Raw genomic sequence first — 23,613 nt, 5'->3', positions numbered from 1 at the left:
ACGCCCATGTACGATCCTCAACCGTTCGCCGCCGACAAACCGGTGCTGATCGATCCGGCGTCGCTCGCTCTGCAAAGCGTGCTCGATCGGCTGGCTCCCACCGACGCCACCGTGCTGATCGTCGGTGAAACCGGCACCGGCAAAGAAGTGGTGGCGCGCTATCTGCACCACCACAGCGCGCGCCGCCATCAACCTTTCCTGGCGGTCAACTGCGGCGCGCTGACGGAAAGCCTGGCGGAAGCCGAACTGTTCGGCCATGAGAAAGGCGCCTTCACCGGCGCCGTCGGCACTCATCAGGGCTGGTTCGAAGCGGCGGAAGGCGGCACCCTGCTGCTGGACGAGATCGGCGAGCTGAACCTGTCGCTGCAGGTCAAGCTGCTGCGCGTGCTGCAGGAACGGGAGATCACCCGCGTCGGTTCGCGCAAACCGCTGAAGATCGATGTGCGGGTCATCGCCGCCACCCACGTCGATCTGGCCGGCGCGATTCGCCAACGGCGGTTCCGAGAAGATCTCTATTACCGCCTGAACGTGGCGGCGGTGACGTTACCGCCCTTGCGCCAGCGGCCGGACGATATTCCGGTGCTGGCCAGACATTTTCTTGCGCTGTACGCCCGCCGTCTGGAACGGCCACTGCCGCGGTTGACGGCAGAAGCGCAGCAGACGCTGCTGGACTACCCTTGGCCCGGCAACGTGCGCGAGCTGGAGAACACGCTGCATAATGCGGTCTTGCTGAGCCAGGAGGGGGCGATCGCCCCGCAGCAACTGCAGCTCACCCATCGCCTGACGGATAACGACAGCGGCGGCGATGACGCCATCGATCGCTTTGTGCAGCAGCAGTTGCAAGGCGACAGCGCGCAGCTTTACCAACGGGTGCTGGATGCGCTGGTGCGCAACGCCTTCGAACGCAGCGGCGGCAACCAGCTGCAAGCGGCGTCGTTGCTCGGCGTCAGCCGCAATACCCTGCGCACCCATTTGGCGCATCTTGGTCTGATCAAATCGCGCCGCCGCAGCGCCGGCGCCCCCTCACATTCACCGGCCATCAGCGCAGCGCCGCTGCCCGAACGCGAACTGCGCATCGGCTATCAAAAGTTCGGCAACCTCGGGGTGCTCAAGGCGCGGCAAAGCCTGGAACAGCTCTTCGCCACACAGCGCATCAGCGTGCTGTGGAGCGAGTTTCCCGCCGGGCCGCAGCTGCTGCACGCGCTCGACGGCGATGAGATAGACTTCGGCACCACCGGCGAAGTGCCGCCGATCTTCGCCCAGGCACAGGGCAATGCGCTGGTGTACGTCGGTTTTGAGCCGCCGGCGCCGCAGAGCGTGGCGATGGTGGTGCCGCAAGACAGCCCGATACGCAGCGCCGCCGATCTGCGCGGCAAACGCATCGCGCTCAACAAAGGCTCCAACGTGCACTATTTACTGCTGCAGATGCTGGACGAACAGGGATTGACGTTGAACGACGTGCGTATCGTCTACGCGCCGCCGAAGTATCCGCTGTCGGCGACCGACCTGCAGGCGGTGGACGCCTGGATGATGTGGGATCCGCTGCTCAGCGACGCGCAGCGCAGCGGGGAACTGCGCGTGATCGCCGACGGCACCCAGCGGGTGCTCAATCAGCAATTCTACCTGGCGCGCCGCGACTTCGCCGAGCGTTCGGGCGATCTGTTGCGGCCGCTGATGCAAGCATTGCAGCACACCGGCAGCTACATCACTGCGCAGCCGAGAGAAGCCGCTCGTCACCTTTCCAACGAACTGGGGCTGGCGAGCGCCTCGCTGGAACTCGCGCTGTCGCGCCGCAGCCACGAGATCCGCGCCATGGATTTGCAGGTGATCCGCCAGCAGCAAAGCATCGCCGACCGCTTCTACGCCCTCGGGCTGCTGCCCAGAGCGATCGCCGTGCGCGAGGCGGTCTGGCCGCTGTGATCTTAGCCTGGCTTCGGGGGCGCAGTATCGGCCGCCCTTTCTCCTCTCGCACAAACTCATTCCGCCGTCAGAGCCGGGCGGTAATGCCAATGCCGCAAAGACATTTTTAGGTAAAATATACTGCCGATGTCAGTGCTAGGATTAATTCGCTATCATTTTATGTGCACTTTCAATTAACGTTACCCTGTTATTTTCGCATTCGCCGGTCGTCCGACCGGCTTTTTTATTTCCTTTCCTCGCCTGCCCAAAATATCTCTTTTTGGTAAAAAAAAGCGCAGCAGGCAGGGTTAAATAGCAACCGCATAGCCTTATTTACCGTGTAGAGGTCGTGCATCTCAGAGAGATTGTCGATGTTTCATTGGCCGGCGTTAATCGCCGGCTTTTTTTATCTTCATTTCATGACGCCTGCACGTCACGGCCCCCAGTCTTATTGTAAAAGAGGATGTGCGTATGCCGGGCCCATTGCTCCGTGAAATAACACTTTTCGGTAAAGAAAAAGACCAAACACGCGCTATTATTTAATTGTAGTATTGTCATACCTATTGAATACCCCATGCTTACCGACCCTCGCGGTCGGTTTTTTTTCTTCCTCGCCAACCGTTCCGTTGACGGAAACAGGCTTATGGGGGGTTGACGGGAGGGCGCCATCAAAATATCGATGGCATAACCAAAGCTTTCCGTTGTGATCAGGCAACCTTCTGCCGCGCGCGATAAACAAAGCTCATTTTATCGGGATGAAATACCACATGCTGACGTTTTCCTTTTCACCTGGGCAGTGATCGTGAATTTTAAAGATTACGCTTTGCGTGATGAAGATATCCAGGGAAGCCAACACCCCCTCATAGAGCGATAGGATGAACTCGTTTTCGCTCATCTTTTTTTCATTGCGTCTGATCGCAATGTACTTTGCCGATGCGTTGTACAGGCTACAGGTTATTGGATTCTTTACGTTTACCTTCATCTGCCCCCGGCTGATTATCGGCGAAAGCAGTTGCACGATCCTTTTTTTCTCGTAATACTCATGCAAATTCAAGTACACGATGCTGCTGGGGAAAGGCTCTTTATCGAAGCCAATAATCGGTTGATAATTGAGAAAAGGCCAATCGCACAGGGTTCTGAATGTTCTCGGCGGGCAACCGAATTGATTTGAAAACGCACGGCTAAATGATTGCTGAGAACTAAATCCGGAAAGCAACGCGATTTCATAGATCTTCAGATCGGTACATTTCAGCAATAACGTCGCACGGCTTAGTCTGCGTTTTCTGATATAGGTCCCTATCTTCATCCCTTCATACAAATAGAACATCCGCTGTAAATGCCCGATGGAATACCCTGACTTAATGGATAGTGCCCTTATTGATACATGGCTTTGTGTATCAATGGCTTTTTCAATGATAGCGATTATCTCATCTAAAATATTGCGTCTGAACTTGTTAGAACAATCCATAGTAAAGCCTGTCATCTTGCTATTTTTATTATTGAATGCATCTCTCTTCTTGCGGAACCAAAAGCTGTCCGACTTGCTTTCTTTCGAAGAATGGCATTCCCATATCCGTTCAAATATATCCACACATCACATTGCACAAAAATCATTTCCAGGGCGAAAGATGCCGATTCACCTCTCGCACAAGATGAGATTCACAAAGAAGTCGTGTGGAAAAACGCTGATAAACCACGGACGCCAAGACAGAACAACGCTCAGCGTTTATTCTGCCTCAAAAAGCGCAGGCCACAGCCAGAAGATAAATAGCAAACGCTATTTTTCGTGAAAATAAAGCACACATACGCTTCTCTGAATATCATTACCCTTGACGCCCCCTTGGATTAACCATCATTTAATTACGCAATGCCTTGCCTGCCTATTTTCCGCTTAACCACCCACTCTTAAACATAGAATAGTTAATTATTCCGATTCGAAAAGATGTTACTGTCAATAAATTGACAGTCATATAGAGTTTTTATCTATCAATGAGCAAAAATTGTTCTCCCCTTACCTTGGCACTCCAATAAAAATCAATAAAAATCAATAAATTAACAAAATCAAAAATGCCCCCCTTCACGTTAGACTTCTTGCCATACGCTGCTATTTGGTAAATGACACTTTTAAGTACATTTTTTTTAATTTACCGCGTTAATATTGCAAGCGTTCTATACTCAGGATATTGCCTAAAAGAATGGATAAATTGGGGGCTTATCGCTGAATACCGATAACGCGTTATTTTACCCAACGCAACCATTAGGCAGTTAACTAAAAGGGAGCTCCTGCATGTTTATAACCAAAGTCATTGAGGAGCTGCTCGCCTGGGTGGAAGAAAGTGGGTTCAATGAGAAGCTCACCGTTGAGATGCTGTCAGAAAAAAGCGGATATTCACGCGGGCATATCCAAAAAGCGTTTAAAGATGAAACAGGGATGACTTTCGGAAGCTATGTGAGGGGCAGAAAACTCATTCGCGCCGCATTTATGTTGAAAGCGACGAACCTCTCTATTTCCGATATCGTTAAAACGCTAAATTTTCAGTCATATCAATCATTTGAACGAGCCTTCCGCAAGCAATTCAGAACCTCGCCGATGCACTATCGCAAAAGTAAATCGTGGGACGTGTCCTCCGCCATCCCATTGCTGTTTCTCGACGGCATTCCCGAGCATCGCTATGTGCACCTGCCAAAGTTTTTCGACGATTCAGGGGATGGCGTTGATGCAGAAATATATCACTTCCATCCTGCGGTTTCCGCGCTGCGATTGGCGGCAATTGATAACATGAAAAAAACGGATAGCGGCGTGATTAACTTTTTCAATTTTGGCGCGAGCATCAAGAAAGAGAATTACGTCAGCATCTATTTGAAGACCCTCTATATTCCTGAAGAAGACTGTCTTGGCAGCGTGCTTGCCTCCCTGGCCGACGCCCAGGGAAAAAAAGACATGCAACTTTTTGCAGAGTTCAGTTTTGATGGCGCAAGCGATGAGGCGCAAAAATTCACGCAAAGTATCTACACCAAATCATTCCCGATAAATAAAGTTGGCATGATCGATCGCTTTCTCATTGAAATTATCACCCCCAAAGGCGGCGATAGAATAGAGATGAAGACCTATATCCCCATTGTCTTCCCTATCAAGCACAGAGAGAAAGAGGTAGCGCCTGGGCCAGAGCGCTAACCTTGTCACTATCGGCGTTGCTATTTATTAAAAAGGGTAATAATTTATATTTATCAATAAAGAGTCATGATGAATTTAGGCTCAAAACCACTCATTATCCACTCGCCGCAAAGTACCAACTTTAAGACTTATCTAATTGGAAAACGTGTCAATACCTCCCTAAAGATCGCGCCAAGATGAGATTTTCTCGCCCCCACAAGGAATAACCGCTTATCCGTAAAGCGTTGACTTCGATATGACTTACGTACCAAAACATTAAATATCAATGTGTTACCCACATTTGCTTTTTGTGCGACCGATTGGGCAACTCATTGTTTTTATTGCATTTTCGTTAAATACCCTGCCTGAGCGCAACCGGCATTTTTCGCTTTACCCCGCCCGCACGCTTGTAGACATCCCCAGGTAGTGACGATATTTTATTTCCACGAGACTTATTTTTACGGGTGCTATCAATATGCCTTAAACAAGAATAAAGCGCGTCAGGAAAATAGAATTATGAGTATCCAAGTATGGTCTAAAAACCTAAAAAAACACTATCCTAATGTTAATGTTGAAAAAGTCACCGTCGGCGAACGCGGGAAAGGTTATATTGTCTATGTCGATGGAGAAAGAATGGCATTGAATCATTTTTTTCGCCGCTTCTATCGACATCGGCTTGATAAAGAATGACGTTTCATCCTGAACTCAACGCAGGGTAAACCTCTACGCAACCTCGTGATTAAAAGCAGTTCCGCATTCATCATCACTCTAAATGATTAGTCCAGAGAGGCTCTTTCATTCAATGCGCTTATCACTGCTATAAAATATCGGATTGCCCAGCGCACTCAAAACCGTATCTCTGCGAGACGGTTACAACCCGGTATTAAATAAAAATGTTGATGGTTATTTTTATCGCGCGCGTTCTGTCATCGCCCAATAAAAAACCCTTATCTTGGTCTGGCGACTGATCCAAGCCGCAATGGCCACTGTTGAAATGGATATCAAAACGACAACTCAATGCCCCTAAAGCGTTAAAGAATAAAAAGTCTCAAGGCGGGAAATGCCTTGCCTTTCGCGCCTGCATTTTCATGCGTTGGCAGCGATGGGATGGTGATCCAATGTGGATTTAAAAGTCAAAGGAAAACATATGATTAGAACATCGTTTGGTAAGAGAGCCGCAATAATCACGTTCTTTTGCTTGCTGATTTTTTCTGGCGTCGCGTTAACCGTGGGGGGAATTTGGCTGATCGCCCTCGGCGGATCGTTCTACTATGCCATTACCGGGATAGGCTACATCGCCGCCGCAGTGCTGGTCCCCAAGCACAGCAAATCGGCTTGTTACTTAACCGGCCTGCTGTTTTTGATGACGTTGTTGTGGGCGCTTTGGGAATCGGGGCTTAACTACTGGGCATTGTTCCCTCGCCTGCTGGTACCCGCCGGCCTCTCTATTATCGCCGCGTTTTTACTTCCCTCATACCTGCACGGCGCCAAGAGTCAAAAGCAGGCTTACATCGCCGGTTCGGCATTATCCGTGGCCTTTGTCGCTTTCTTTATCGGCGCCTTCTTTCCCCATGGCGAAATTACCCCTGCTGGCGACGTGACGTTTATCGAGAGCAAAAGCGACAATGCGACTGCCGATTGGAGCGCCTATGGCCGCACGACGGAAGGAACGCGCTACGCGCCGTTCAATCAGGTGAACCGTTCAACCGTCAAAGACCTGAAACTCGCCTGGGTTTATCGCACCGGCGATTTCCGGCCGGGCGTGGACCAAAACACCCCGCTCGCGATTGATGATGTGGTGTATAGCTGTACGCCCAACGGTCTTATCACCGCTATCGATGCCGATACGGGTAAAGCGCGCTGGAAATTTGACTCGCATTCCACCTCCCCCGTTTGGCAACGCTGCCGCGGGCTTGGCTACTACAAAAATGAAGATGTTGCGCCAGGCGCGCTGTGCGAGAAAACGATCGTTCACACCACGATCGATGCCCGCCTCATTGCGCTGGATGCCAAAACGGGCCAGAAATGCCCCGCCTTCGGTCAAAACGGTGAGGTGAATCTCGGCCAGCATATGGGGGAAGTCAAGCCGGGTTATTACTTCCAAACCTCGGCGCCGACCATCGCCAGAGGGAAAATTATCGTCGGCGGCTGGGTTATCGATAACGTAATGAAAGGCGAGCCCTCCGGCGTCATCAGGGCGTTCGACGCCAAAACCGGCGAGTTGGACTGGGCGTGGGACTTAGGCAACCCGGGCATCACCAAGGCTCCGCCTGCCGGAAGCACCTATACGCGCGGCACGCCGAATATGTGGACCACCGCCGCCTATGACGACAAATTAGGCTTGTTGTATGCGCCGCTTGGCAATGCAACGCCCGACTATTACGGCATGAATCGCCCGGAAAATTCGGATGAGTACAACTCTGCCCTGGTCGCCATTGATATTGAAACAGGCCGTGAGCGCTGGAAATTCCAAACCACGCATCACGACATTTGGGATTATGACCTCGCATCCCAACCCGCGCTGGTGGACGGTTTTGATGAGCAACATCGCCCGGTGCCCGCCCTTTTGCTCGGCACCAAACGCGGGCAGATTTTCTACCTGAACCGGGAGACCGGCAAACCGCTGGCGCAGGTTGAAGAGAAAGCCGTGCCGACCCAAGGCGCCGCAGAGGAAGAGCGGCTCTCGCCAACCCAGCCGTTCTCCGTCGGCATGCCGACCATTGGCGCCGAACGCCTGACCGAAGAAAAAATGTGGGGCACCACCCTGTTTGACCAGATGGCCTGCCGCATCCTGTTCAAACAGATGAATTACCAGGGCGACATGACCCCGATCGGCACCCGCCCAACGCTCGAGCAGCCCGGCAATTTAGGCGGACTCAACTGGGGGAGCATGTCGATTGATCCTGTGAACCATATGGCTTACATGAACGATGTGCGCATCCCGAATGTGTTTTGGTTAGTGGCGCGCGACAACTATGAACGCGTCGCGAAACAGTACCCGCAAAAAGTGATCGATGGCCACGGGCCTTCTCCCATGATCGGCACGCCATACGGCATGATCACGTTGATGTGGATGTCGCCGCTCGAAGTGCCTTGCAACCAACCCCCTTACGGCACGATCACCGCCGTCGATTACAAAAACAAGAAGATTGCCTGGCAGATACCGGCCGGCACCGCCGAAAAAATGGGGCCACTGGGCATCAGATCGCATCTGCCGATGCCGGTTGGCATGCCCACCTACGCGGGCACCATGACGACCGCCGGCGGCCTGGTCTTCTTCGCCGGCTTCCAGGACTATTATCTGCGCGCCTATAACAGCAGCACCGGCAAAGAAGTCTGGAAATATGCGCTGCCGGTCGGCGCGAGCGCGACGCCGATGAGCTACGTTTCGCCTAAAACCGGCAAGCAATACATCGTTATTGTGGTCGGCGGCGCCGCGCATTCGTCAGAAACCGGCGATTACGTGATGGCGTTTGCGCTGCCTTAACCCTTTGCCCCGTTTGCCTGCGCCATCCCACAGGCAAGCGGGGCGAAGACCGGCCTTGCTCAACTGCGCTTTCTTTATCGACAGCGGCCGCCATGGCCGCTGCTTAGCCTTGGCCGACGAGTCCGCCTGAGGGGCGGCATGCAGAAAAACCGTTTGATAACGGCGAGAAAAATTAAATCCACAAAAGGTTCACGATGGAAACATTCTTCACCATATTGATCTTACTGCTCACCGTCTCGTTGTCCGGCGTCGTGACGCGCATATTGCCCTTCCAAATCCCGCTTCCGCTGATGCAAATCATCGTTGGCGCCGTCTTGGCCTGGCCGCAGTTTGGGTTGCATATCGACTTCAATCCCGAGCTTTTCTTGATGCTGTTTATTCCCCCGCTGCTGTTCGCCGACGGTTGGAAAACGCCGGCACAAGAGTTCATCCATTACGGCAGAGAAATCCTTTGTCTGGCCTTGGTGCTGGTGATCATCACGGTCGTCGGGGTGGGTTATCTGATTCACTTCCTGCTCCCGTCAATCCCCCTCGCCGCCGCGTTTGCCCTGGCCGCCGTTCTGTCGCCAACGGACGCCGTGGCGCTGTCCGGCATCGTCGGTAAAGGACGCATGCCCAAACCCGTGATGAGCGTGATCGAAGGGGAGGCGCTGATGAACGACGCCTCCGGGTTGGTTTCCCTCAACTTCTCCATCGCTGTCGCGCTCGGCGCGATGGCGTTTACCCTGGAGAGCGCCTTTCTGACTTTTCTACAGGTATCGATTGGCGGGGTGCTGTGCGGCATCATTATTGTCTTTCTCTATAATCAAATGGTTAAGTTCATCCATAAATGGATGTATAACGATTCCGCCACCCAGATTATTTTCTCGCTGTTACTGCCCTTTTCCTGCTATCTGATTGCGGAAAGAATCGGCGTATCCGGCATCCTGGCCGCCGTCAGCGCCGGCATGATGATTGGCCAATCCAAAGTGAATCGCAGCATGCCGCTGGTGCGTTTACGCACCAATAATATTTGGGAAATGCTCGAGTTCGTGTTTAACGGCATGGTGTTTATTCTGCTTGGGTTGCAGCTGCCGGGCATCTTGAACTTCACCGTGGCGCAAACCGGTATCGATCATTCCATCAGCCTGGAGACGCTGCTGGCTTACGTGGTGATCATCTATTTTAGTTTGATCGCCGTGCGTTTGATTTGGCTGTGGCTGATGAAGGTCGGCAGCGCGACCCTGATGCGCAAAGATCCGCTGTTATTTTCGAAATTCAGCACGCGCGATCTGTTCGTCGCCGCCTTTGCCGGGGTGCGAGGGGCGGTGACCCTGGCGGGCGTGCTGTCAATTCCGCTGTTTCTATTGGATGGCTCGCCATTCCCGGGGCGGTATCAGCTGGTGTTTATCGCCTCGGGGGTCATCTTGCTGTCGATCGTCGTCGGCATCGTCACGCTGCCCTTCCTGTTGCGCGGCAATTTGCCGCCGGAAGAAGATCAGGAAGAGGCTTTCTCCGTTTCAGAAGCCTTGGCGAGCGCGGCGACCAAAGCCGTTAACGAAACCAAGGAAAAGCTGCTCGTCGCCCCGCCGGACGACGCTACGCCGGAGCTGATTGAAGAAACGACGCGGCGAATGCTGGACGTGCTGCAACGTAAAATTCTGACCAAAGAAGACGTTAAGAATATCGTGGCGCTGAAGCGGCTGGAAAAGCAGCTGTACTTAGCCTCGTTGCACGCGGAAAGAGAAGAGCTGTACCGGCTGCGCCGCATGAAGAAAATCAGCCATGAGAAACAGAGAAAGCTGCTGCATCGCATTGATATTACTGAGGTGCTGATCGCTGAAGACAGCGTTTAAACGAGGAGATGAAGGCGGTTCGTCCCCCGCCTTCGGCGCGCGGTTGCCGGCCCAAAGCCGCAATCGCGCACCGCAACCGAACGGGAGCTCACGCCACGCCCGCCGTTCGGCTATCTGTGGTACCACGCCTTGAAATACCTCAAAAAGCGGTAGGACGCCGCGTAAACGCCGGTCACGGCCCCGACCCGGCCCGCTTTCCAGGCGCCGCTGAAAATTTAAGTATTTAGAATATTGGCTGCCCTGTCATGCCCTGGATGATGGCATCTGACTATTTTATCAATTTCAATGAAATCAAAGAGAAAGCTGGATTCGACTCGGGCGTTCACCGCACCGGCTCACGCGCTGGCGGGCGCCGAGCGCGAGAGCGGCGCTTGGCGGCGTTTTGGTTTTGTTATAACATATCAAAAAAGCAAAGGAAGACGACGATGAAAATCCAGCTGTCGCTGTTGTTTCTCAGCCTGCTGGCCGGCAAGGCCGCAGCGTTTCAGTCGAAAGTGCCCGAACCGCGCCCGGAGCAGGCGCGGGTGGCGGAACAAAACATCGAAAATCTGTTTTACGGCTTTCACGCCATGGACGCCCAGCCGGTGAGCATCGGCAGCTGCGCGGCGGTGCCGGTGGCGGGATGCCAATGCGCATTCTGCACCCAGCTGCGACAGGCCGGGCGCTGAGCCGCCCCCTTATTCAACCCAGCTCATATTGCACGTTCAATTGCCCTTTCTTCATCTTTAGGCCGGTAATCGCGATCGCGCCCACCTCACCCAGCGCGGCGACATGGGTGCCGCCACAGCCGTAGGCGGGCAGCTCGCCGAAGCCGACCTGGCGCAGGCCGTCCACCGCCTGCTGGCGGCGCGGCAGATCGGCGGCGATCAAACGCATCAGCTCCGCCTGCAAAAAGTCCACTTCTATCGTCTGCGCATCCGGTCCCGGCGCGAAAGTGATGCGCCCTTCCCCCGGCCAATGATGCGCCTTGACCGGCCGCCAGCCCCGGGTTTCGCCCAACCAGCCGATCAGATGCCCAGCGGAGTGCCAGCGGGCGTGCAGCCGACGCTGCGCTTCATCGATTTGCATCGTAACCGGTCCGTTCGGCAGCGGCGCGGCGGTAAAGTGCACCACGGTATCCCCCTGCTGCTGCACCCGCAGCACGGTAACGCCGCCTAACAACCCCACATCGGAAGGCTGGCCGCCGCCCTGCGGGTGGAACAGCGTGGCGTCCAGTTCCACGGCGTAAGCGCCCGCCTCGGCCGGCGCACAGCTCAACACCCGCGCCTGGCCCTGTAAATCGTCGCTGTAGTAATAACGTCGCTCGGTCATCATTTTTTCTCCTCGGTTCGGAGAGCCATTATATTCATGCCATAATCGGAGGATAATCCGCCGCCATCACAATGGACTTTTGCGTTATGAGCACAAATCTTTCTTACGCGCTGTTGGCCGAAATGGCCGTTTTCGTTCAGGTGGTAGAGAGCGGCAGCTTTTCCGCCGCCGCCCGCAAGCTGGGCGCTTCGCCTTCCGCCGTCAGCCGCAGCGTGGCGAAGCTCGAACAGGCGCTGACGCTGCAGCTGCTGCACCGCACCACCCGCAAACTGCGGCTGAGCGAAAGCGGCGAAGAGGTGTTTGCGCACTGCCGCACCCTGCTGGCGGCGGCCGACGCGGTCATGGCGATCGGCGGGCGCGGCGCCGCGGAGCCCGAAGGGCTGGTCAGCGTCAGCGTACCCAAAGCGGTGGGCCGCTTCGTGCTGCATCCGCACATGCCGGAGTTCCTGCGCCGCTACCCGAAGGTGGACGTGAGGCTGCGGCTGGAAGATCGCTACATGGATTTGATAGACGATCGGGTCGATCTGGCGCTGCGTATTACCGATCGCCCGTCGCCCGGGTTGATCGGCCGCCAGTTGATGAGAATAGACCATCTGCTGTGCGCCACGCCGCACTACCTGGCGCAGCACGGCACACCGCAGCATCCGCACGATCTGGCGGCGCACAGCTGCATCTATCTGGGGGAAACGCCGAGCGACGCGCAATGGAAATTCCGCCGCAGCGGCAAAACGGTGACGGTCAACGTGCGCGGCCGCTACGCCGCCAACCACACCGGTGTGCGGCTGGACGCAGTGAAACGGCATATCGGCATCGGCAGCCTGCCGTACTTTACCGCCCGCCAGGCGCTCGACGACGGCGAGATCGTGCAGGTGTTGCCGGAATGGGATTTCCTCAGCAGCTATCACGGCGGCCTGTGGTTGCTCTACGCGCCCAACCAGTATCTGCCGCCCAAACTGCGGGTGTTTATCGACTATCTCGTCGCCTGCCTGGCGCAGGAGCCGCAGCTAAAGCGCCTTGCGTAGCGTGATGTTGATGCGGTGCGGCCCCACCAGCGAGTGGTAGCCTTCCTTGACCGGCAGGATGCCGTGAAAACAGAGCCGCGATGGGCCGCCCCACACCACCACATCGCCGTGCGCCAGCGGAATGCGCCGCGCCCGGTCGCTGCGTTGCAGGCCGCCGAACTGAAACACCGCCGGCAGCCCGAGCGACACCGAGACGATCGGCGCGCCGAAGTCGTGTTCGTCTTTATCCTGATGCAGCGACAGCTTGCTGCCCGGATCATAACGGTTCATCAGGCAGGAATCCGGCACGAAGGGGCCGAAGCCCGCCTGCTGCGCAGCTTCGTCCGCTAGCGCCATCAGGATCGGCGGAATGGCCGGCCAGCGTTTGCCGCTGCGCGCGTCGCGTTCCGAATAGCGGTAGCCCCGGCTGTCGCTGGTCCAGCCGTTGCCGCACCAGCTCATCGCCACCGACATCACGTGCCCGCCGGGGGTGGTCAAATGCCGCCACGGCACCTGGGCCACCACGCCCTGCACCGCTGCCAGCAGTGCCGGCCCGTGATCGCGCACGAAGCCGTGCATCACCACCGCGCCGGGGGCGATCTCTTCGCGCCACGGCGGCGGCAGCGCGTCTTCAAAAAGATCGATTGTCATCGCCAAAACCTGTATGAATACACAGTACCCATTGTAACCCGCCGCCGCCGATTGTCCAGCGCCCGGCGGCGCCATTGTCGTTGGCGGCAAATTTCTCTACAGTAGCCGCCATAAAATCAATCACTCACCAGGAATGCGTGTGATTAAGGGCATCACTCTTTCAGTCGTCGCCTCCATCTTGTTCGGCGCGATGTATTACTTCACCTCTACCCTCACCCCGCTGAACGGCGAGCAGGTCTACGGCTGGCGCACGCTGCTGACGCTGCCGTTCCTGACGCTGTTCATGGCGCTGTCCGGCGATTGGCGCAAGGTGGGCGACACGCTGGCCTGGATCGGCCAACGGCCGACGCGTCTGCTGGGTCTGCTGCTCACCTCGGCGCTGCTGGGGGTGCAGCTGTGGCTGTTCCTGTGGGCGCCGCTGCACGGCAAGGCGCTCGACGTATCGCTCGGCTATTTTCTGCTGCCGCTGACGATGGTGCTGGTGGGCCGTTTGATTTACCGCGATCGGCTGTCGCTGCTGCAAAAACTGGCGGTGGCATGCGCCATGGTGGGGGTGGGCAATGAGCTGTATCAGGCGGGTGGCGTGTCGTGGCCGACGCTGGTGGTGGCGCTGGGTTATCCGCTCTACTTTATTTTGCGGCGGCGTTTCGGCACCGACAATCTCGGCGGGCTGTGGTGCGAGCTGGCGCTGATGCTGCCGGCTGCGGCCTGGTTCGCCTTCGGCGACGGTGGCGCAGCGGCGCTGCCGATCAATACCGAGCTGTATTGGCGCATTCCGCTGCTCGGCGTCATCAGCGCCGTGGCATTGGTGTGCTATATCCTCGCCAGCCGCCTGCTGCCGTTCAGCCTGTTCGGCCTGCTGAGCTATGTGGAACCGGTGCTGCTGGTGATCGTCGCGCTGCTGCTCGGCGAGAGCATCAGCCAAAGCGAATGGCCAACCTATCTGGCGATCTGGCTGGCGGTGCTGCTGCTGGCGGCGGAAGGCGCGCAACACCTGCTGCGCCGCCAGCGGGTCTGACTCAGGCGGCCAGCGTCGCGCCGCCGTCGATCACGATGTCCTGCATGGTGATGTGGCTGGCCAAATCCGAGGCCAGGAACAGCACCGCGTTGGCGATCTCGTCCGGACGCGCGATTTTACCCAGCGGGATCCCCAGTTTGAACAGCTCGGGGAAGCCGGCGATGGTGCGTTGCTGCGCATCGTCGGTCTGCCACATGCCGCGCTGCATCGGCGTGTCGGTCGAGCCCGGCGACACCAGATTGCAGCGCACGCCGAACGGCGCCATCTCCAGCCCCACGCAGTGGTTCAGGCTGGTCAGCGCCGCCTTGGAGGCGCAGTAGGCCGCCATCTGCGCGCGCGGCACGTGCGCAGCGTTGGAGCCGATGCTGACGATCGCGCCGCTGCGTTGCGCCTTGAAGTGCGGCAGCACGGCGCGGAACAGGTAAAACGCCCCCGAGGCGTTGACGTTGATGCACTGGTGCCAGTCATCCACGCTCAGATCTTCGGTATTGCCCATGCGCAGAATGCCGGCGGCGTTGACCAACACGTCCAGTCGCGGGTTCTCCCCCAGCTGTTGGCGGCACACCGCCTCCACCTGCTCCGGCCGGCTGATGTCCAGCGTCACGCAAGGGTAAGGCAGATCCGGGTTGGCGAACTCGCGGTCAAACCCCACCACCTCGGCGCCCTGCGTCAAAAAATGCCGGGCGATCTGCTCGCCGATGCCGCGCGCCGCGCCGGTCACCCACACGCGTTTGCCGGTGAAATCCATCTGAATGCTCATGCGCGCACCGCCATCCGGGCGCACAGCCGGGTCATGTTGTTGTTCATCGTTGTCTCCTGCGAAAAGCATGTGATGCGGCGCGCTGCGCCGCACAGTGGCCCTACAGCGCGCCGCTGTTCAGGCCGAAAGCGTTGAGCATGGTGCCCAGTTTGGCAGCGGTTTCCATCCACTCGGACTGCGGCGTCGAGGCGGCGACGATCCCCGCGCCGGCGAACAGCCGCACCCGGTTGCCGCGCAGCAGGCCGCTGCGGATGACGATCGCCCACTCGCCGTCGCCGTTGGCGTCGCACCAGCCGACGATGCCGCTGAACAGGCCGCGATCGTGCGGCTCCAGATCGGCGATCAGTTGGCGGGCGCTCTCGGTCGGGAAGCCGCACAGCGCCGGCGTCGGATGCAGCAGGCAGGCCAGTTGCATCACGTTGAGCGCCGGATTCAGCAACTCGCCGCGAATGCGGGTGGACAGGTGCCACATGGTGCCGGTGCTGAGCAGCGACGGGCCGCTTGGCACGCTCAGGCTGGCGCACAGCGGCGCCAGGCGCCGACGAATGTCCTCGATCACCAGTTTGTGTTCGTATTTGTCTTTGGTCGAGCGCATCAGGCGCTCGCTGCCGAGGCGATCCTGCCGCGCATCGTCCTGACGGCGCGCCGACCCCGCCAGCGGATTGGTGTGGATTTCGCCGCCCTGCTTGCGGATCAGCAGCTCCGGGCTGGCGCCGAGCAGCACGCCGCCATCGGCCAGCGGCAGGGAGAAGTGGTATCCGGTCGGATTCTGCACCATCAGGTTATTGAAGATCTGGTGGCCCGCCACCGGCTGCTCCAGCTCGATGTCGAGGATGCGCGACAGCACCGCCTTGTCCAGCTTGCCTTGTTTAAAGCGGCTGACCGCTTCCGCCACCGCATGCTTGAAGCGCGGCTCGTCCGGAATGCTGGTGCAGGCGGCCAGACGATGCGGCTGTTGCAGCATCGGGCGCGCGGCGCGGGTAAAGCTGTCGTTGGCGACAAACTGGCAGTTTTCAGGCACGTACAGGCTGGAAGGCCGGCGCGTATCGAACGGAATGGCGCCCACCACCACCGGTGCGGCCTGGCCGGCGGCTTTGGCGCGCGCCAACGCCTGGCGGATATGCTGCGCCAGCGCGCTGTCTTCCTGCTCGCCGCCGAACGCCGGCGTCTCAATGCGCTCGAACACGCCGTCGGCGGAAAGTGAACGGAATTCGGACCGGTACAAAAAGGTCGATTGTTCGGCGTACGCAAACCCGGGGAAGGTTTGGTTTTCTGTCGTCAGTGTCGCCACAAGACCACTCCTTTGTTGCGCCTCACCAATGATAATGTTTATGCGAATAGTTATCATTAGCTGTAAAGGGATGGTAAATTACACCGGTTCCCCACCGTGGGTCAATCTCCGATGAATGAATCTTTCCGCCCGCTGCGTCAAATCCGCGTTACGGCACGAAAAGAGATAACACATTGTTATTATTGTGTTTTAGCAAAAAATAAAGGTCGTGACGTCGTCACCTTCACGCCAAAAACGCCCGCTGAACCGGCGCCCGGCGGGGCAATGCGGCGTCAATGTCTTAAGCAGCTCTAATACGAACGTCTGCCGCTGCACATCCACGGCCGTCATCCGCGCATCAAGAAAATCGAAGTAACAACGCACCTGTGGATACAGCGCCTTAAACAGGCTCTCTTTGGCGGAAAACGTCAGCGTCAGCAGCGCGTTGAACGGCAGCGTTTCGCCCAGCAACGCCTCGCGCTCCGCCGGTGAAACGATCGCGCTCCACAGCTCCTCAGCTCGCTCCACGGACAGCAACGTCTCCACGTCCAGCCCAACGCCGCCCAGCCCGCTCTCGCGATGCACGGCGCACAGCGCGGTATCCGAATTATGGCTCAGCGCCCCGGCGATGCCCGGCGGCCACTGCGGCGCGCGATCTTCGCCGCGCGCCAGGGTGAAATCGGCAAAACCGAGTGGCGCCAGCAGCTGGCGCGCCAGAACACGCCCGGCCAAATACTCCGCGCGGCGTTTCGGCACCGCGCGCGCCAGATGACCTGGCAACGTAAAACCTGCCTCGGGATAACTCTCATCGCGGTAATCCGCCAGCGCAAAATGGCAGCGCGCCACCTGGCCCGGATAGCCGTCCGGCGTGAAAAAGTTGATATTGCGGATAAAAGTGGGCAACGGCGGTATCCATGATAAGCAGGCAGGCTGATGATGTTAGCCCCCGAAACGGCCTGCAACAATGACTCTGGACAAAATAAATGGCGTTAAGGCCGGCACGGCGGCGCGTTAGCCGGGATGGGAAGAGGCCTCTCCCCCGCGGTCGGGAGAGAGGCTCAGTATTACAAGATGCCCTTCATGGTCTTTTCGAAATCGCTCCAGGCGCAGAAACCGTCTTTGTCGATCGGGCAGCCTTTCAGCGCCAGCGTTACCCGCTGCGGGGGGGTTTGCAGCGTCAGCGGCGTCGCCTTGCGCAGCTGTTCGGTGGACTGATAGACGTACTCGATCTTCAGCAATTCACGGCTGTTCTGCGCGTCGCGCCAGCGCTGGAACACCAGTTTGCCGCCGATCGGCGTTTTCTCGTACTGCTGCGGCAGCTGATACGGCTGGAACTGCATGGCCGACAGCAACGAGGCGATATTGGAATCGTGGCCGACCAGCACCGTCAGCTTCGGCGCGTCCGGTTTGCGCTCGCCGAGCAGCGCGTTGTTGATGTAGGTCAGCAGCGGCTTGGCGACGTTTTGCGCCACCACCGGCGAGGTGAACAGCGAATCCTGATAGCCGTCTTTCAACTGCGCCAGCTGCTTCCACTGCTGCGGGGTGACGATTTTGCCCCAGGCCACCTCTTTCATCGGGAAACCTTCGTAGTACTGCAGCATAAAGGCGTCCACCAGCGAGTTACCCACCCGCAGCGGGCCGGAGACGCCCGGCTCTTTGCCCGGCACCGCGCTCATCACGCTGGCTTCTTTGGTCAGATCGCAGTGTTTGTCGGTCTTGCAGGCGGCGGAATCCTTGTAATCGATGATCTTCGCCAGCTGTTGATAAGAGGCGTCCAGCTTCAGCGATCCCAGCGCGGCGTTCATCGCCGCCAGCGCCTGCTGGTTGAAGGCTTCGCCGGTGTCGGTGATGATCGGGTTGAAGGTCGGATCCATCTCGCCCATCTTGTCCTGATGGTGCACGCTGACGTCGCAGCCCGGGAACGCGCCGTTGCTGAAGAACTGCGCGGTGGCCACCGTGCGCTGCAGGCTGTTGGCGTAGACGTACACGCTGCCGGCGGTCGGGCAGCCCTCTTGCGGCAACAGGCCGGTCTGCTTCAGCCAGGCGTTGAAATAGTGCCCCATATACACTTCCAGCACCCCGCCCTTGGTGGTCAGCTGGCCGCCCGGCGTTTCCCAGGCCGGCCAGGCCTTCGGCGTGGACTGCGCCAGCACGCTGCCGTTGTTGGCCAGCGGCGCGCGCAGGTTATGGCGGCTCATCACCAGCACCTGTTCCAGTTGATAACCGCCGGCTTCCGCCAGCGCGTTCCCGGTGAATAACAAGGGCAGACACAGCAATAACGTTTTTTTTCTCATCCGCAGAGGCTCCCGGAAAATGATTATTTTTAAGGTGTTAGCGTTTGCCTGCGTATGATGGCGGGGTTAGTGTGACAAGTGTGTGACAGGGCTCACGGGAAAAGATCGTACCAGCGGCCGCCGGGCGGCGGCCGCTGTGCGTCAACTCAGTACCACAGGCTCATGATCGGCCAGCCAATCAGCAGCAGCGCGGCGATGTACACCACGCCGAGAATGCCGCCCAGGCGCCAGTAGTCTTTCGATTTCACGTAGCCGCAGCCGTAGATGATCACCCCCGGCCCGGTGGCGTACGGCGTCAGCACGCCCATGATGCCGATCGACAGCACCAGCAGCATCGACAGCTGCTCCATCGGCACGCCCGGCAACCCTTTGCCGACCGCCAGGATCACCGGCAGCATGGTAGCGGTATGCGCCGACAGGCTGGCGAACAGGTAGTGGGCGAAGTAGAACACCAGCACCAGCGCCACCACCGTCATGTTCGGCGAGAAGCCGTCCAGGTGGGTGCTCATGGTCTGGGCGAACCAGTCGATAAAGCCGGAGCGCGTCAGGCCGTTGGCCATCACCACCAGCGTCGCCAGGTTAACCAGCGTATTCCAGGCGCTGGAATATTTGGTGATCTCTTTCCACGACACCACGTGCAGCGCCAGCATCAGCGACACCGCCAACAGGCACACCGCGGTGGCATCCAGCACCTTGCCGCCGAATACCCACAGGCACAGGCTGAGCAGCACCAGGCCGATTAGGGTGTATTCCTTGCGCGTCAGCTTGCCCATTTCCCCCAGCGCGGTATCCGCCCAGGCGGCCACTTCGCTGCTGTGGGTCACGCCCGGCTTGTACAGATAGTAGGAGATCAGCGGCGCGATGATCAGCAGCAGCAGGCCGACCGGCAGAAACGCCAGGAACCACTGCATCCAGCTGATGTGCACCCCGGCGATCTTGCCGACGAACTCGATGCCCAGCACGTTCGGCGCGGCGCCGGTGACGAACATCGAGGAGCTGATGCTGGTGCCGACCACCATCATCCACATCAGGTAACCACCGATGCGGCGCGAGGAGGGATCGTTAGGGAAAGAGTCGAACAGCGGCGGCAGGTTTTTCACCACCGGGAACACGGTGCCGCCGGTGCGCGCGGTGTTGGACGGCGTGAACGGCGCCAGCAGGATATCGATGATCACCACCGCATAGCCCAGCGTCAGCGTGCGCTTGCCCATGAATTTCACCAGGAACAGCGCGATGCGCCGCCCCAGCCCGGTGGCCTCGTAGCCCAGCGCGAAGATAAAGGCGCCGAACACCAGCCAAACGGTGGTGCTGGAGAAGCCCGCCAGCCCCCATTTCAGCGCCTCTTTGCCGGCCTTGAAGCCCGGCTCCGCCAGTTCCTGCGCGCCGAACAGCACCCAGTTGGCGCTGAGCACGCTGACGGTCACCGCGATAAAGCTGATGGCGGTGGCCGGGATCGGCTCCAGAATCATGCCGACGATCATCGCCACAAAGATGGCGAAATAGTGCCACGCCTGCGGCGGCATGCCGTCGGGCACCGGTATCAATAACAGGATCGCGAGCACCGCCAGCGGCGCTATCGCTTTCCAGATCTTTTCCTGGGTTTGGGACATAGGGACTCTCCTGAAGGCTTGGTTATTATTCTTGGGCACCCAGCTGCGCCAGCAGCCAGGTCACTATCAACAGGTCGGCGCTGCCGCCGGGGCTGAGGTTGCGGGCGATGCAGTCGGCATCGAAGCGCCGCAGGCGTGCCAGGCCCGCCTCCCCGGCCGAACCGCCCTGCGCCAGCAGCAACGCCGCCCGGCGCCGTAGCCAGCGCAGTCCGTGCATGCCGCCGCGCGAGGCGACGTTGGTGTCACCGTTGTGGGCCATCAGCCACAGCAGACTGTCCAGCAGCGCCCGCTGTTCGTCGCCGTCGGCGGCCAGCCGTTGCCGATACAGCGGCAGCGCGCCGTCAAGCACCAGCCGAAAACCGGCCTCCGCCTCGCCGCGCGCACCGCTGAGGCCGTAGGCAGCGAACAGCCGCTGGCCGGCGGTCTGCCCGGCGTTGTTGCGCCGCAGCTCGCGGTCCACCAATCCTCGGCACATCGCCGCCGTTTCGGCGCACAGCGCCGCTGCGCCGATGGCGCGCCCCTGCTGCTGCAGGCGGCCAAAGGCGGCGCACAGCAACCCGAGCGAGAACACGCTGCCCTTGTGGGTGTTAATGCCGCCGGTGGCGCGAAACATCTGGTTTTCGCAGGCCAGGCCGAGCGGCCGCAGCCGCGCCAGCTGCTGTTCTGCCGGCAGAGCCGCGTCTTCGCGCCCGCGCTGGATAAAGCGCGGCAGCCACACACCGATAGCGCGGGCGCTGCGGTAGAAATGCCCGAGATCCATATCGCGGTGGGCGCCGGTGTTATGGCGATCCACCAGCCCCGGCTTGGGCGTGAGGTTGACTTCCACCAGCAGCGCGCGAAAGGCGGCGCGGGCGAAGTCGCAGGCCGGTTCGGCACGGCGGGCGGGCAGGTTAATCGGCAGAGATCGCATCGTTGAACATCCTTTCCATTTCATGCAGCAGCTGCTCGCTGCTATGCCGCCGCTGGCGGGCGCAGATCTTGGCCGGTTGGCCACACAGCAGGCAGCGCCGCTCCGGCAGGCCGATATCGCGGCGCGACAAAATGCGCCCCTGCGTATCCAGCACGTCGATGTCCCACAGCCGGCCGATCGGGCGGCTCACCTCCAGCTGCATGGCGCAGTCCTTCACCCGCAGGGCATCGGCGCGCAGCGCCACAAACCCTTCGCAGCCGGTGGAAAGCGCCAGCGCCTCGGCCTGCGGGCTGGGCCATCCCTGTTCGGCGCACAGCCGCAGCAGCGCCGCCCACCCGAGGTTGAAGATGCCACGCGTCAGCGCGCTGTCCTTCACCGGGCCGGGCACCACCAGCGTCAGCACCAGCAGCGTGCACTCGTGTTGCGCCAGCCACGCCTGCTGGCGCGCCTGACGGCATTCGCGGCTGGTGAGCAGTTCCGGCAGGCTGACTGCGCGTTCGGCGGCCAGTTGGGGATCGACGGCGGCCATCGGTTACTCCGCCACCTGATGCACCACGTCGATCACCGAGCCGTCGCGGTAGCGCACCACCGCCACCACCTTGTCGGTAAAGGCGATCGGCTGCGGTTCGCCGGTCAGCTGCAGCGCGCGGGCGCGCAGCCAGTCGATGCTCACCACCTCGAGCCCGGCCTCCCGCAGGCGCTGCGCCAGCTCCGGCCGCGCCGGGTTGACGGCGATGCCGTGGTCGGTCACCAAAATGTCGATGCTGGAGCCCGGCGTGACACAGGTGGTCACCTGCTCCACCAGCGTCGGGATGCGCCCGCGCACCAGCGGCGCGACGATGATCGCCAGCCGCGCGGCGGCGGCGGTGTCGCAGTGGCCGCCGGACGCGCCGCGCAGCATGCCGTCGGAGCCGGTCAGCACGTTAACGTTGAAGCCGGTGTCGATCTCGAGCGCGCTCAGCACCACCACGTCGAGCCGATCGACCGAGGCGCCCTTGGAGCTGAAATTGGCGTACTGGTTGGCGCTGATTTCGATATGGCGCGGGTTGCGCGCCAGCGAGGTCGCCGCCGCCCGATCGAAGCTCTGCACGTCCAGCAGCTTGCCGATCAGCCCTTTCTCGTGCAGATCAACCATGGTCGAGGTGATGCCGCCGAGGGCGAACGCGGCGCAAATGCCGCGGGCGCGCATCTTGTCCTCCAGGAACCGGGTCACCGCCAGCGAGGCGCCGCCGGTGCCGGTTTGCAGCGAAAACCCTTCGGTGAAGTAGCCGGAACCGGCGATCACCTCGGCGGCGCGGCGGGCGATCAGCAGCTCGCGCGGGTTCGAGGTCATGCGCGTGGCGTCGGCGCCGATTTTGTCGGCGTCGCCCACCCGCTCCAGTTGCACGATCAGATCCACCCGATCCTGCGCCAGGCTGGCGGGATGATGCGGATACGGCACCAGCTGCTCGGTCAGCAGCACCACGGTGCCCGCCGCCTCGGCGTCCACCCGCGCATAGCCGAGCGAGCCGCAGCAGGCTTCACCGCTGTAGCCGTTGGCGTTGCCGAACTCATCGCAGGCCGGCACGCCGAGGAAGGCCACGTCTATCTTCAGCTCGCCGGACTCGATCAGGTTGACCCGGCCGCCGTGCGAGTGGATCTGCACCGGCTCCGCCAGCAGGCCGCGCGAAACGGCGTCCGCCAGCGGGCCGCGCAGCCCGGAGGTGTAAATGCGGCTCACCACGCCGTGGCGGATATGCTCAACCAGCGGCGCATGGCAGTCGGTCAGCGAGCTGGAGGCCAGCGTCAGGTTGCGGAACCCCATCGCCGCCAGCGTCTCCATCACCTGATTGAGCGTCAAATCACCACCGCGAAACGCATGGTGGAAGGAAATGGTCATGCCGTCCTGCAGCCCGCTGCGGCGCACCGCTTCCTGCAAGGAGTCGCACAGCTTGAGATCGCGCGGTTTGCGCGCCTGCAGGTTGGCTTTGGACACGTCCTGATAGCCCGGCAGATCCGCCGGGTTGGCGAAGGTCATCAATCGTTGTTGGCGGTTCATCATGCTTCCTCCCCGTGCTGCGCCGGTTCTTCCCGTAAGCCGGACAGCGCGGCGCGCTCCAGCACCAGCCGGGCGCGTTCAATCACCGGGCTGTCGACCATTTTTCCGTTGAGCGACACCACGCCGCGCCCCTCCCGCTCCGCCGCTTCGGCGGCGTCCACCACCCGCTGCGCGTGCGCCACCTCTTTGGCGGTCGGCGCGTACAGGTTGTGCAGCAGCTCAATTTGGCGCGGGTTGATCAGCGATTTGCCGTCGAAGCCGAGCTGTTTGATCAGCGCCGCCTCCTGCAGGAAACCGGCCTCGTTGTTGGCGTCGGAGTAGACGGTGTCGAACGCCTGAATGCCGGCGGCGCGCGCCGCCTGCAGCAGCGAGCAA

General features: G+C 59.6%; 20 protein-coding genes and 1 pseudogene. 8 read left to right on the top strand and 13 right to left on the bottom strand.

Annotation, left to right across the window (positions count from 1 at the left end):
- The first annotated feature begins 6 nt into the window (after nt 1-6).
- A complete protein-coding gene (locus ACJ8PN_RS08505; protein WP_442534818.1) occupies nt 7-1,920 on the top strand; it encodes an aliphatic sulfonate ABC transporter substrate-binding protein in 1,914 nt (637 codons plus the stop codon).
- Nucleotides 1,921-2,641: 721 nt separating this feature from the next.
- Here ACJ8PN_RS08505 and ACJ8PN_RS08500 read toward each other — a convergent pair.
- A complete protein-coding gene (locus ACJ8PN_RS08500; RefSeq protein WP_346594122.1) occupies nt 2,642-3,490 on the bottom strand; it encodes a helix-turn-helix domain-containing protein in 849 nt (282 codons plus the stop codon).
- A 696-nt stretch (nt 3,491-4,186) separates the two neighbouring features.
- On the opposite strand from ACJ8PN_RS08500, the gene ACJ8PN_RS08495 reads away from it, so the two are divergent.
- The 4 genes from ACJ8PN_RS08495 (at nt 4,187) to ACJ8PN_RS08480 (ending at nt 10,375) form a co-directional block, all read left to right on the top strand.
- Nucleotides 4,187-5,074, top strand: coding sequence for a helix-turn-helix domain-containing protein (locus ACJ8PN_RS08495; RefSeq protein WP_351109848.1), 888 nt, complete (start codon nt 4,187-4,189; stop codon nt 5,072-5,074).
- Between the two features lie 495 nt (nt 5,075-5,569).
- Entirely contained in the window at nt 5,570-5,743 is a 174-nt protein-coding gene (locus ACJ8PN_RS08490; protein ID WP_154219870.1) for a hypothetical protein, read from the top strand.
- 457 nt (nt 5,744-6,200) lie between these two features.
- Nucleotides 6,201-8,540 (top strand): membrane-bound PQQ-dependent dehydrogenase, glucose/quinate/shikimate family, encoded by a 2,340-nt coding sequence (locus tag ACJ8PN_RS08485; RefSeq protein WP_351109846.1) that lies wholly within the window; start codon nt 6,201-6,203, stop codon nt 8,538-8,540.
- Between the two features lie 194 nt (nt 8,541-8,734).
- Nucleotides 8,735-10,375 carry a Na+/H+ antiporter gene (locus tag ACJ8PN_RS08480; RefSeq protein WP_016927100.1) on the top strand — a complete coding sequence of 547 codons (1,641 nt, stop codon included), beginning with the start codon at nt 8,735-8,737 and terminating at the stop codon, nt 10,373-10,375.
- A 110-nt stretch (nt 10,376-10,485) separates the two neighbouring features.
- Here the strand turns inward: ACJ8PN_RS08480 and ACJ8PN_RS08475 are convergent.
- A pseudogene (locus ACJ8PN_RS08475) lies at nt 10,486-10,590 on the bottom strand (glycosyltransferase family 2 protein); the annotation flags it as partial.
- 210 nt (nt 10,591-10,800) lie between these two features.
- On the opposite strand from ACJ8PN_RS08475, the gene ACJ8PN_RS08470 reads away from it, so the two are divergent.
- Complete coding sequence (locus tag ACJ8PN_RS08470) at nt 10,801-11,043, top strand: hypothetical protein (protein WP_004940831.1); 243 nt, start codon at nt 10,801-10,803, stop codon at nt 11,041-11,043.
- 13 nt (nt 11,044-11,056) lie between these two features.
- Here ACJ8PN_RS08470 and ACJ8PN_RS08465 read toward each other — a convergent pair whose 3' ends face one another.
- Nucleotides 11,057-11,686 (bottom strand): alanyl-tRNA editing protein, encoded by a 630-nt coding sequence (locus tag ACJ8PN_RS08465; protein WP_351109862.1) that lies wholly within the window; start codon nt 11,684-11,686, stop codon nt 11,057-11,059.
- Nucleotides 11,687-11,772: 86 nt separating this feature from the next.
- Between ACJ8PN_RS08465 and ACJ8PN_RS08460 the strand changes: the two genes are divergently transcribed.
- Complete coding sequence (locus ACJ8PN_RS08460; protein WP_004940829.1) at nt 11,773-12,708, top strand: LysR family transcriptional regulator; 936 nt, start codon at nt 11,773-11,775, stop codon at nt 12,706-12,708.
- Here ACJ8PN_RS08460 and alkB read toward each other — a convergent pair.
- Entirely contained in the window at nt 12,691-13,338 is a 648-nt protein-coding gene (gene alkB, locus ACJ8PN_RS08455) for a DNA oxidative demethylase AlkB (protein WP_016927095.1), read from the bottom strand. The two genes, ACJ8PN_RS08460 and alkB, sit on opposite strands and share 18 nt — an antisense overlap.
- 139 nt (nt 13,339-13,477) lie before the next feature.
- Here alkB and rarD point away from each other — a divergent pair, with 139 nt between their 5' ends.
- Nucleotides 13,478-14,356 (top strand): EamA family transporter RarD, encoded by an 879-nt coding sequence (gene rarD, locus ACJ8PN_RS08450; RefSeq protein WP_171454357.1) that lies wholly within the window; start codon nt 13,478-13,480, stop codon nt 14,354-14,356.
- 1 nt (nt 14,357) lies between these two features.
- On the opposite strand, the gene dhbA is transcribed toward rarD, so the two are convergent.
- The 9 genes from dhbA to ACJ8PN_RS08405 all read right to left on the bottom strand — a co-directional run.
- Nucleotides 14,358-15,116, bottom strand: coding sequence for a 2,3-dihydro-2,3-dihydroxybenzoate dehydrogenase (dhbA, locus tag ACJ8PN_RS08445; RefSeq protein WP_048324264.1), 759 nt, complete (start codon nt 15,114-15,116; stop codon nt 14,358-14,360).
- Nucleotides 15,117-15,216: 100 nt separating this feature from the next.
- Nucleotides 15,217-16,407 (bottom strand): isochorismate synthase, encoded by a 1,191-nt coding sequence (locus ACJ8PN_RS08440; RefSeq protein WP_351109841.1) that lies wholly within the window; start codon nt 16,405-16,407, stop codon nt 15,217-15,219.
- Nucleotides 16,408-16,596: 189 nt separating this feature from the next.
- Nucleotides 16,597-17,289 carry a 4'-phosphopantetheinyl transferase family protein gene (locus tag ACJ8PN_RS08435; RefSeq protein WP_442534817.1) on the bottom strand — a complete coding sequence of 231 codons (693 nt, stop codon included), beginning with the start codon at nt 17,287-17,289 and terminating at the stop codon, nt 16,597-16,599.
- Between the two features lie 161 nt (nt 17,290-17,450).
- Entirely contained in the window at nt 17,451-18,680 is a 1,230-nt protein-coding gene (gene agp / locus ACJ8PN_RS08430) for a bifunctional glucose-1-phosphatase/inositol phosphatase (RefSeq protein ID WP_004940823.1), read from the bottom strand.
- A gap of 146 nt (nt 18,681-18,826) precedes the next feature.
- Complete coding sequence (locus ACJ8PN_RS08425; RefSeq protein WP_015378437.1) at nt 18,827-20,290, bottom strand: anion permease; 1,464 nt, start codon at nt 20,288-20,290, stop codon at nt 18,827-18,829.
- Between the two features lie 25 nt (nt 20,291-20,315).
- Nucleotides 20,316-21,200, bottom strand: a complete 885-nt coding sequence (gene citG / locus ACJ8PN_RS08420) for a triphosphoribosyl-dephospho-CoA synthase CitG (protein WP_004940819.1) — start codon at nt 21,198-21,200, stop codon at nt 20,316-20,318.
- The gene (gene citX / locus ACJ8PN_RS08415; protein ID WP_351109836.1) at nt 21,181-21,729 is read right to left on the bottom strand and encodes a citrate lyase holo-[acyl-carrier protein] synthase; all 549 of its coding nucleotides are present in this window, start codon (nt 21,727-21,729) and stop codon (nt 21,181-21,183) included. The genes citG and citX overlap by 20 nt, the downstream gene beginning before the upstream one ends.
- Nucleotides 21,730-21,732: 3 nt before the next feature.
- Complete coding sequence (gene citF, locus ACJ8PN_RS08410) at nt 21,733-23,238, bottom strand: citrate lyase subunit alpha (RefSeq protein ID WP_351109860.1); 1,506 nt, start codon at nt 23,236-23,238, stop codon at nt 21,733-21,735.
- A partial coding sequence (locus ACJ8PN_RS08405) for an aldolase/citrate lyase family protein (RefSeq protein ID WP_442534816.1) occupies nt 23,238-23,613 on the bottom strand: 376 nt, incomplete at its 5' end. The genes citF and ACJ8PN_RS08405, both read right to left, overlap by 1 nt.

The sequence above is a fragment of the Serratia sp. CY76391 genome, from assembly GCF_052166695.1.
In the GTDB taxonomy this organism is placed as follows: Bacteria; Pseudomonadota; Gammaproteobacteria; order Enterobacterales; family Enterobacteriaceae; genus Serratia; species Serratia nematodiphila.
The sequence above is the reverse complement of the archived record's forward strand: the minus strand, read 5'-3'. Positions and strand labels throughout refer to the sequence as shown.

Coding starts and splice junctions, on each gene's coding strand:
- ACJ8PN_RS08480 (WP_016927100.1), top strand. CDS start 8,735: ATGGAAACATTCTTCACCATATTGATCTTACTGCTCACCGTCTCGTTG.
- citG (WP_004940819.1), bottom strand. CDS start 21,200: ATGCGATCTCTGCCGATTAACCTGCCCGCCCGCCGTGCCGAACCGGCC.
- ACJ8PN_RS08485 (WP_351109846.1), top strand. CDS start 6,201: ATGATTAGAACATCGTTTGGTAAGAGAGCCGCAATAATCACGTTCTTT.
- dhbA (WP_048324264.1), bottom strand. CDS start 15,116: ATGAGCATTCAGATGGATTTCACCGGCAAACGCGTGTGGGTGACCGGC.
- ACJ8PN_RS08425 (WP_015378437.1), bottom strand. CDS start 20,290: ATGTCCCAAACCCAGGAAAAGATCTGGAAAGCGATAGCGCCGCTGGCG.
- ACJ8PN_RS08470 (WP_004940831.1), top strand. CDS start 10,801: ATGAAAATCCAGCTGTCGCTGTTGTTTCTCAGCCTGCTGGCCGGCAAG.
- ACJ8PN_RS08465 (WP_351109862.1), bottom strand. CDS start 11,686: ATGACCGAGCGACGTTATTACTACAGCGACGATTTACAGGGCCAGGCG.
- agp (WP_004940823.1), bottom strand. CDS start 18,680: ATGAGAAAAAAAACGTTATTGCTGTGTCTGCCCTTGTTATTCACCGGG.
- ACJ8PN_RS08460 (WP_004940829.1), top strand. CDS start 11,773: ATGAGCACAAATCTTTCTTACGCGCTGTTGGCCGAAATGGCCGTTTTC.
- citF (WP_351109860.1), bottom strand. CDS start 23,238: ATGAACCGCCAACAACGATTGATGACCTTCGCCAACCCGGCGGATCTG.
- alkB (WP_016927095.1), bottom strand. CDS start 13,338: ATGACAATCGATCTTTTTGAAGACGCGCTGCCGCCGCCGTGGCGCGAA.
- citX (WP_351109836.1), bottom strand. CDS start 21,729: ATGGCCGCCGTCGATCCCCAACTGGCCGCCGAACGCGCAGTCAGCCTG.
- ACJ8PN_RS08490 (WP_154219870.1), top strand. CDS start 5,570: ATGAGTATCCAAGTATGGTCTAAAAACCTAAAAAAACACTATCCTAAT.
- ACJ8PN_RS08495 (WP_351109848.1), top strand. CDS start 4,187: ATGTTTATAACCAAAGTCATTGAGGAGCTGCTCGCCTGGGTGGAAGAA.
- ACJ8PN_RS08505 (WP_442534818.1), top strand. CDS start 7: ATGTACGATCCTCAACCGTTCGCCGCCGACAAACCGGTGCTGATCGAT.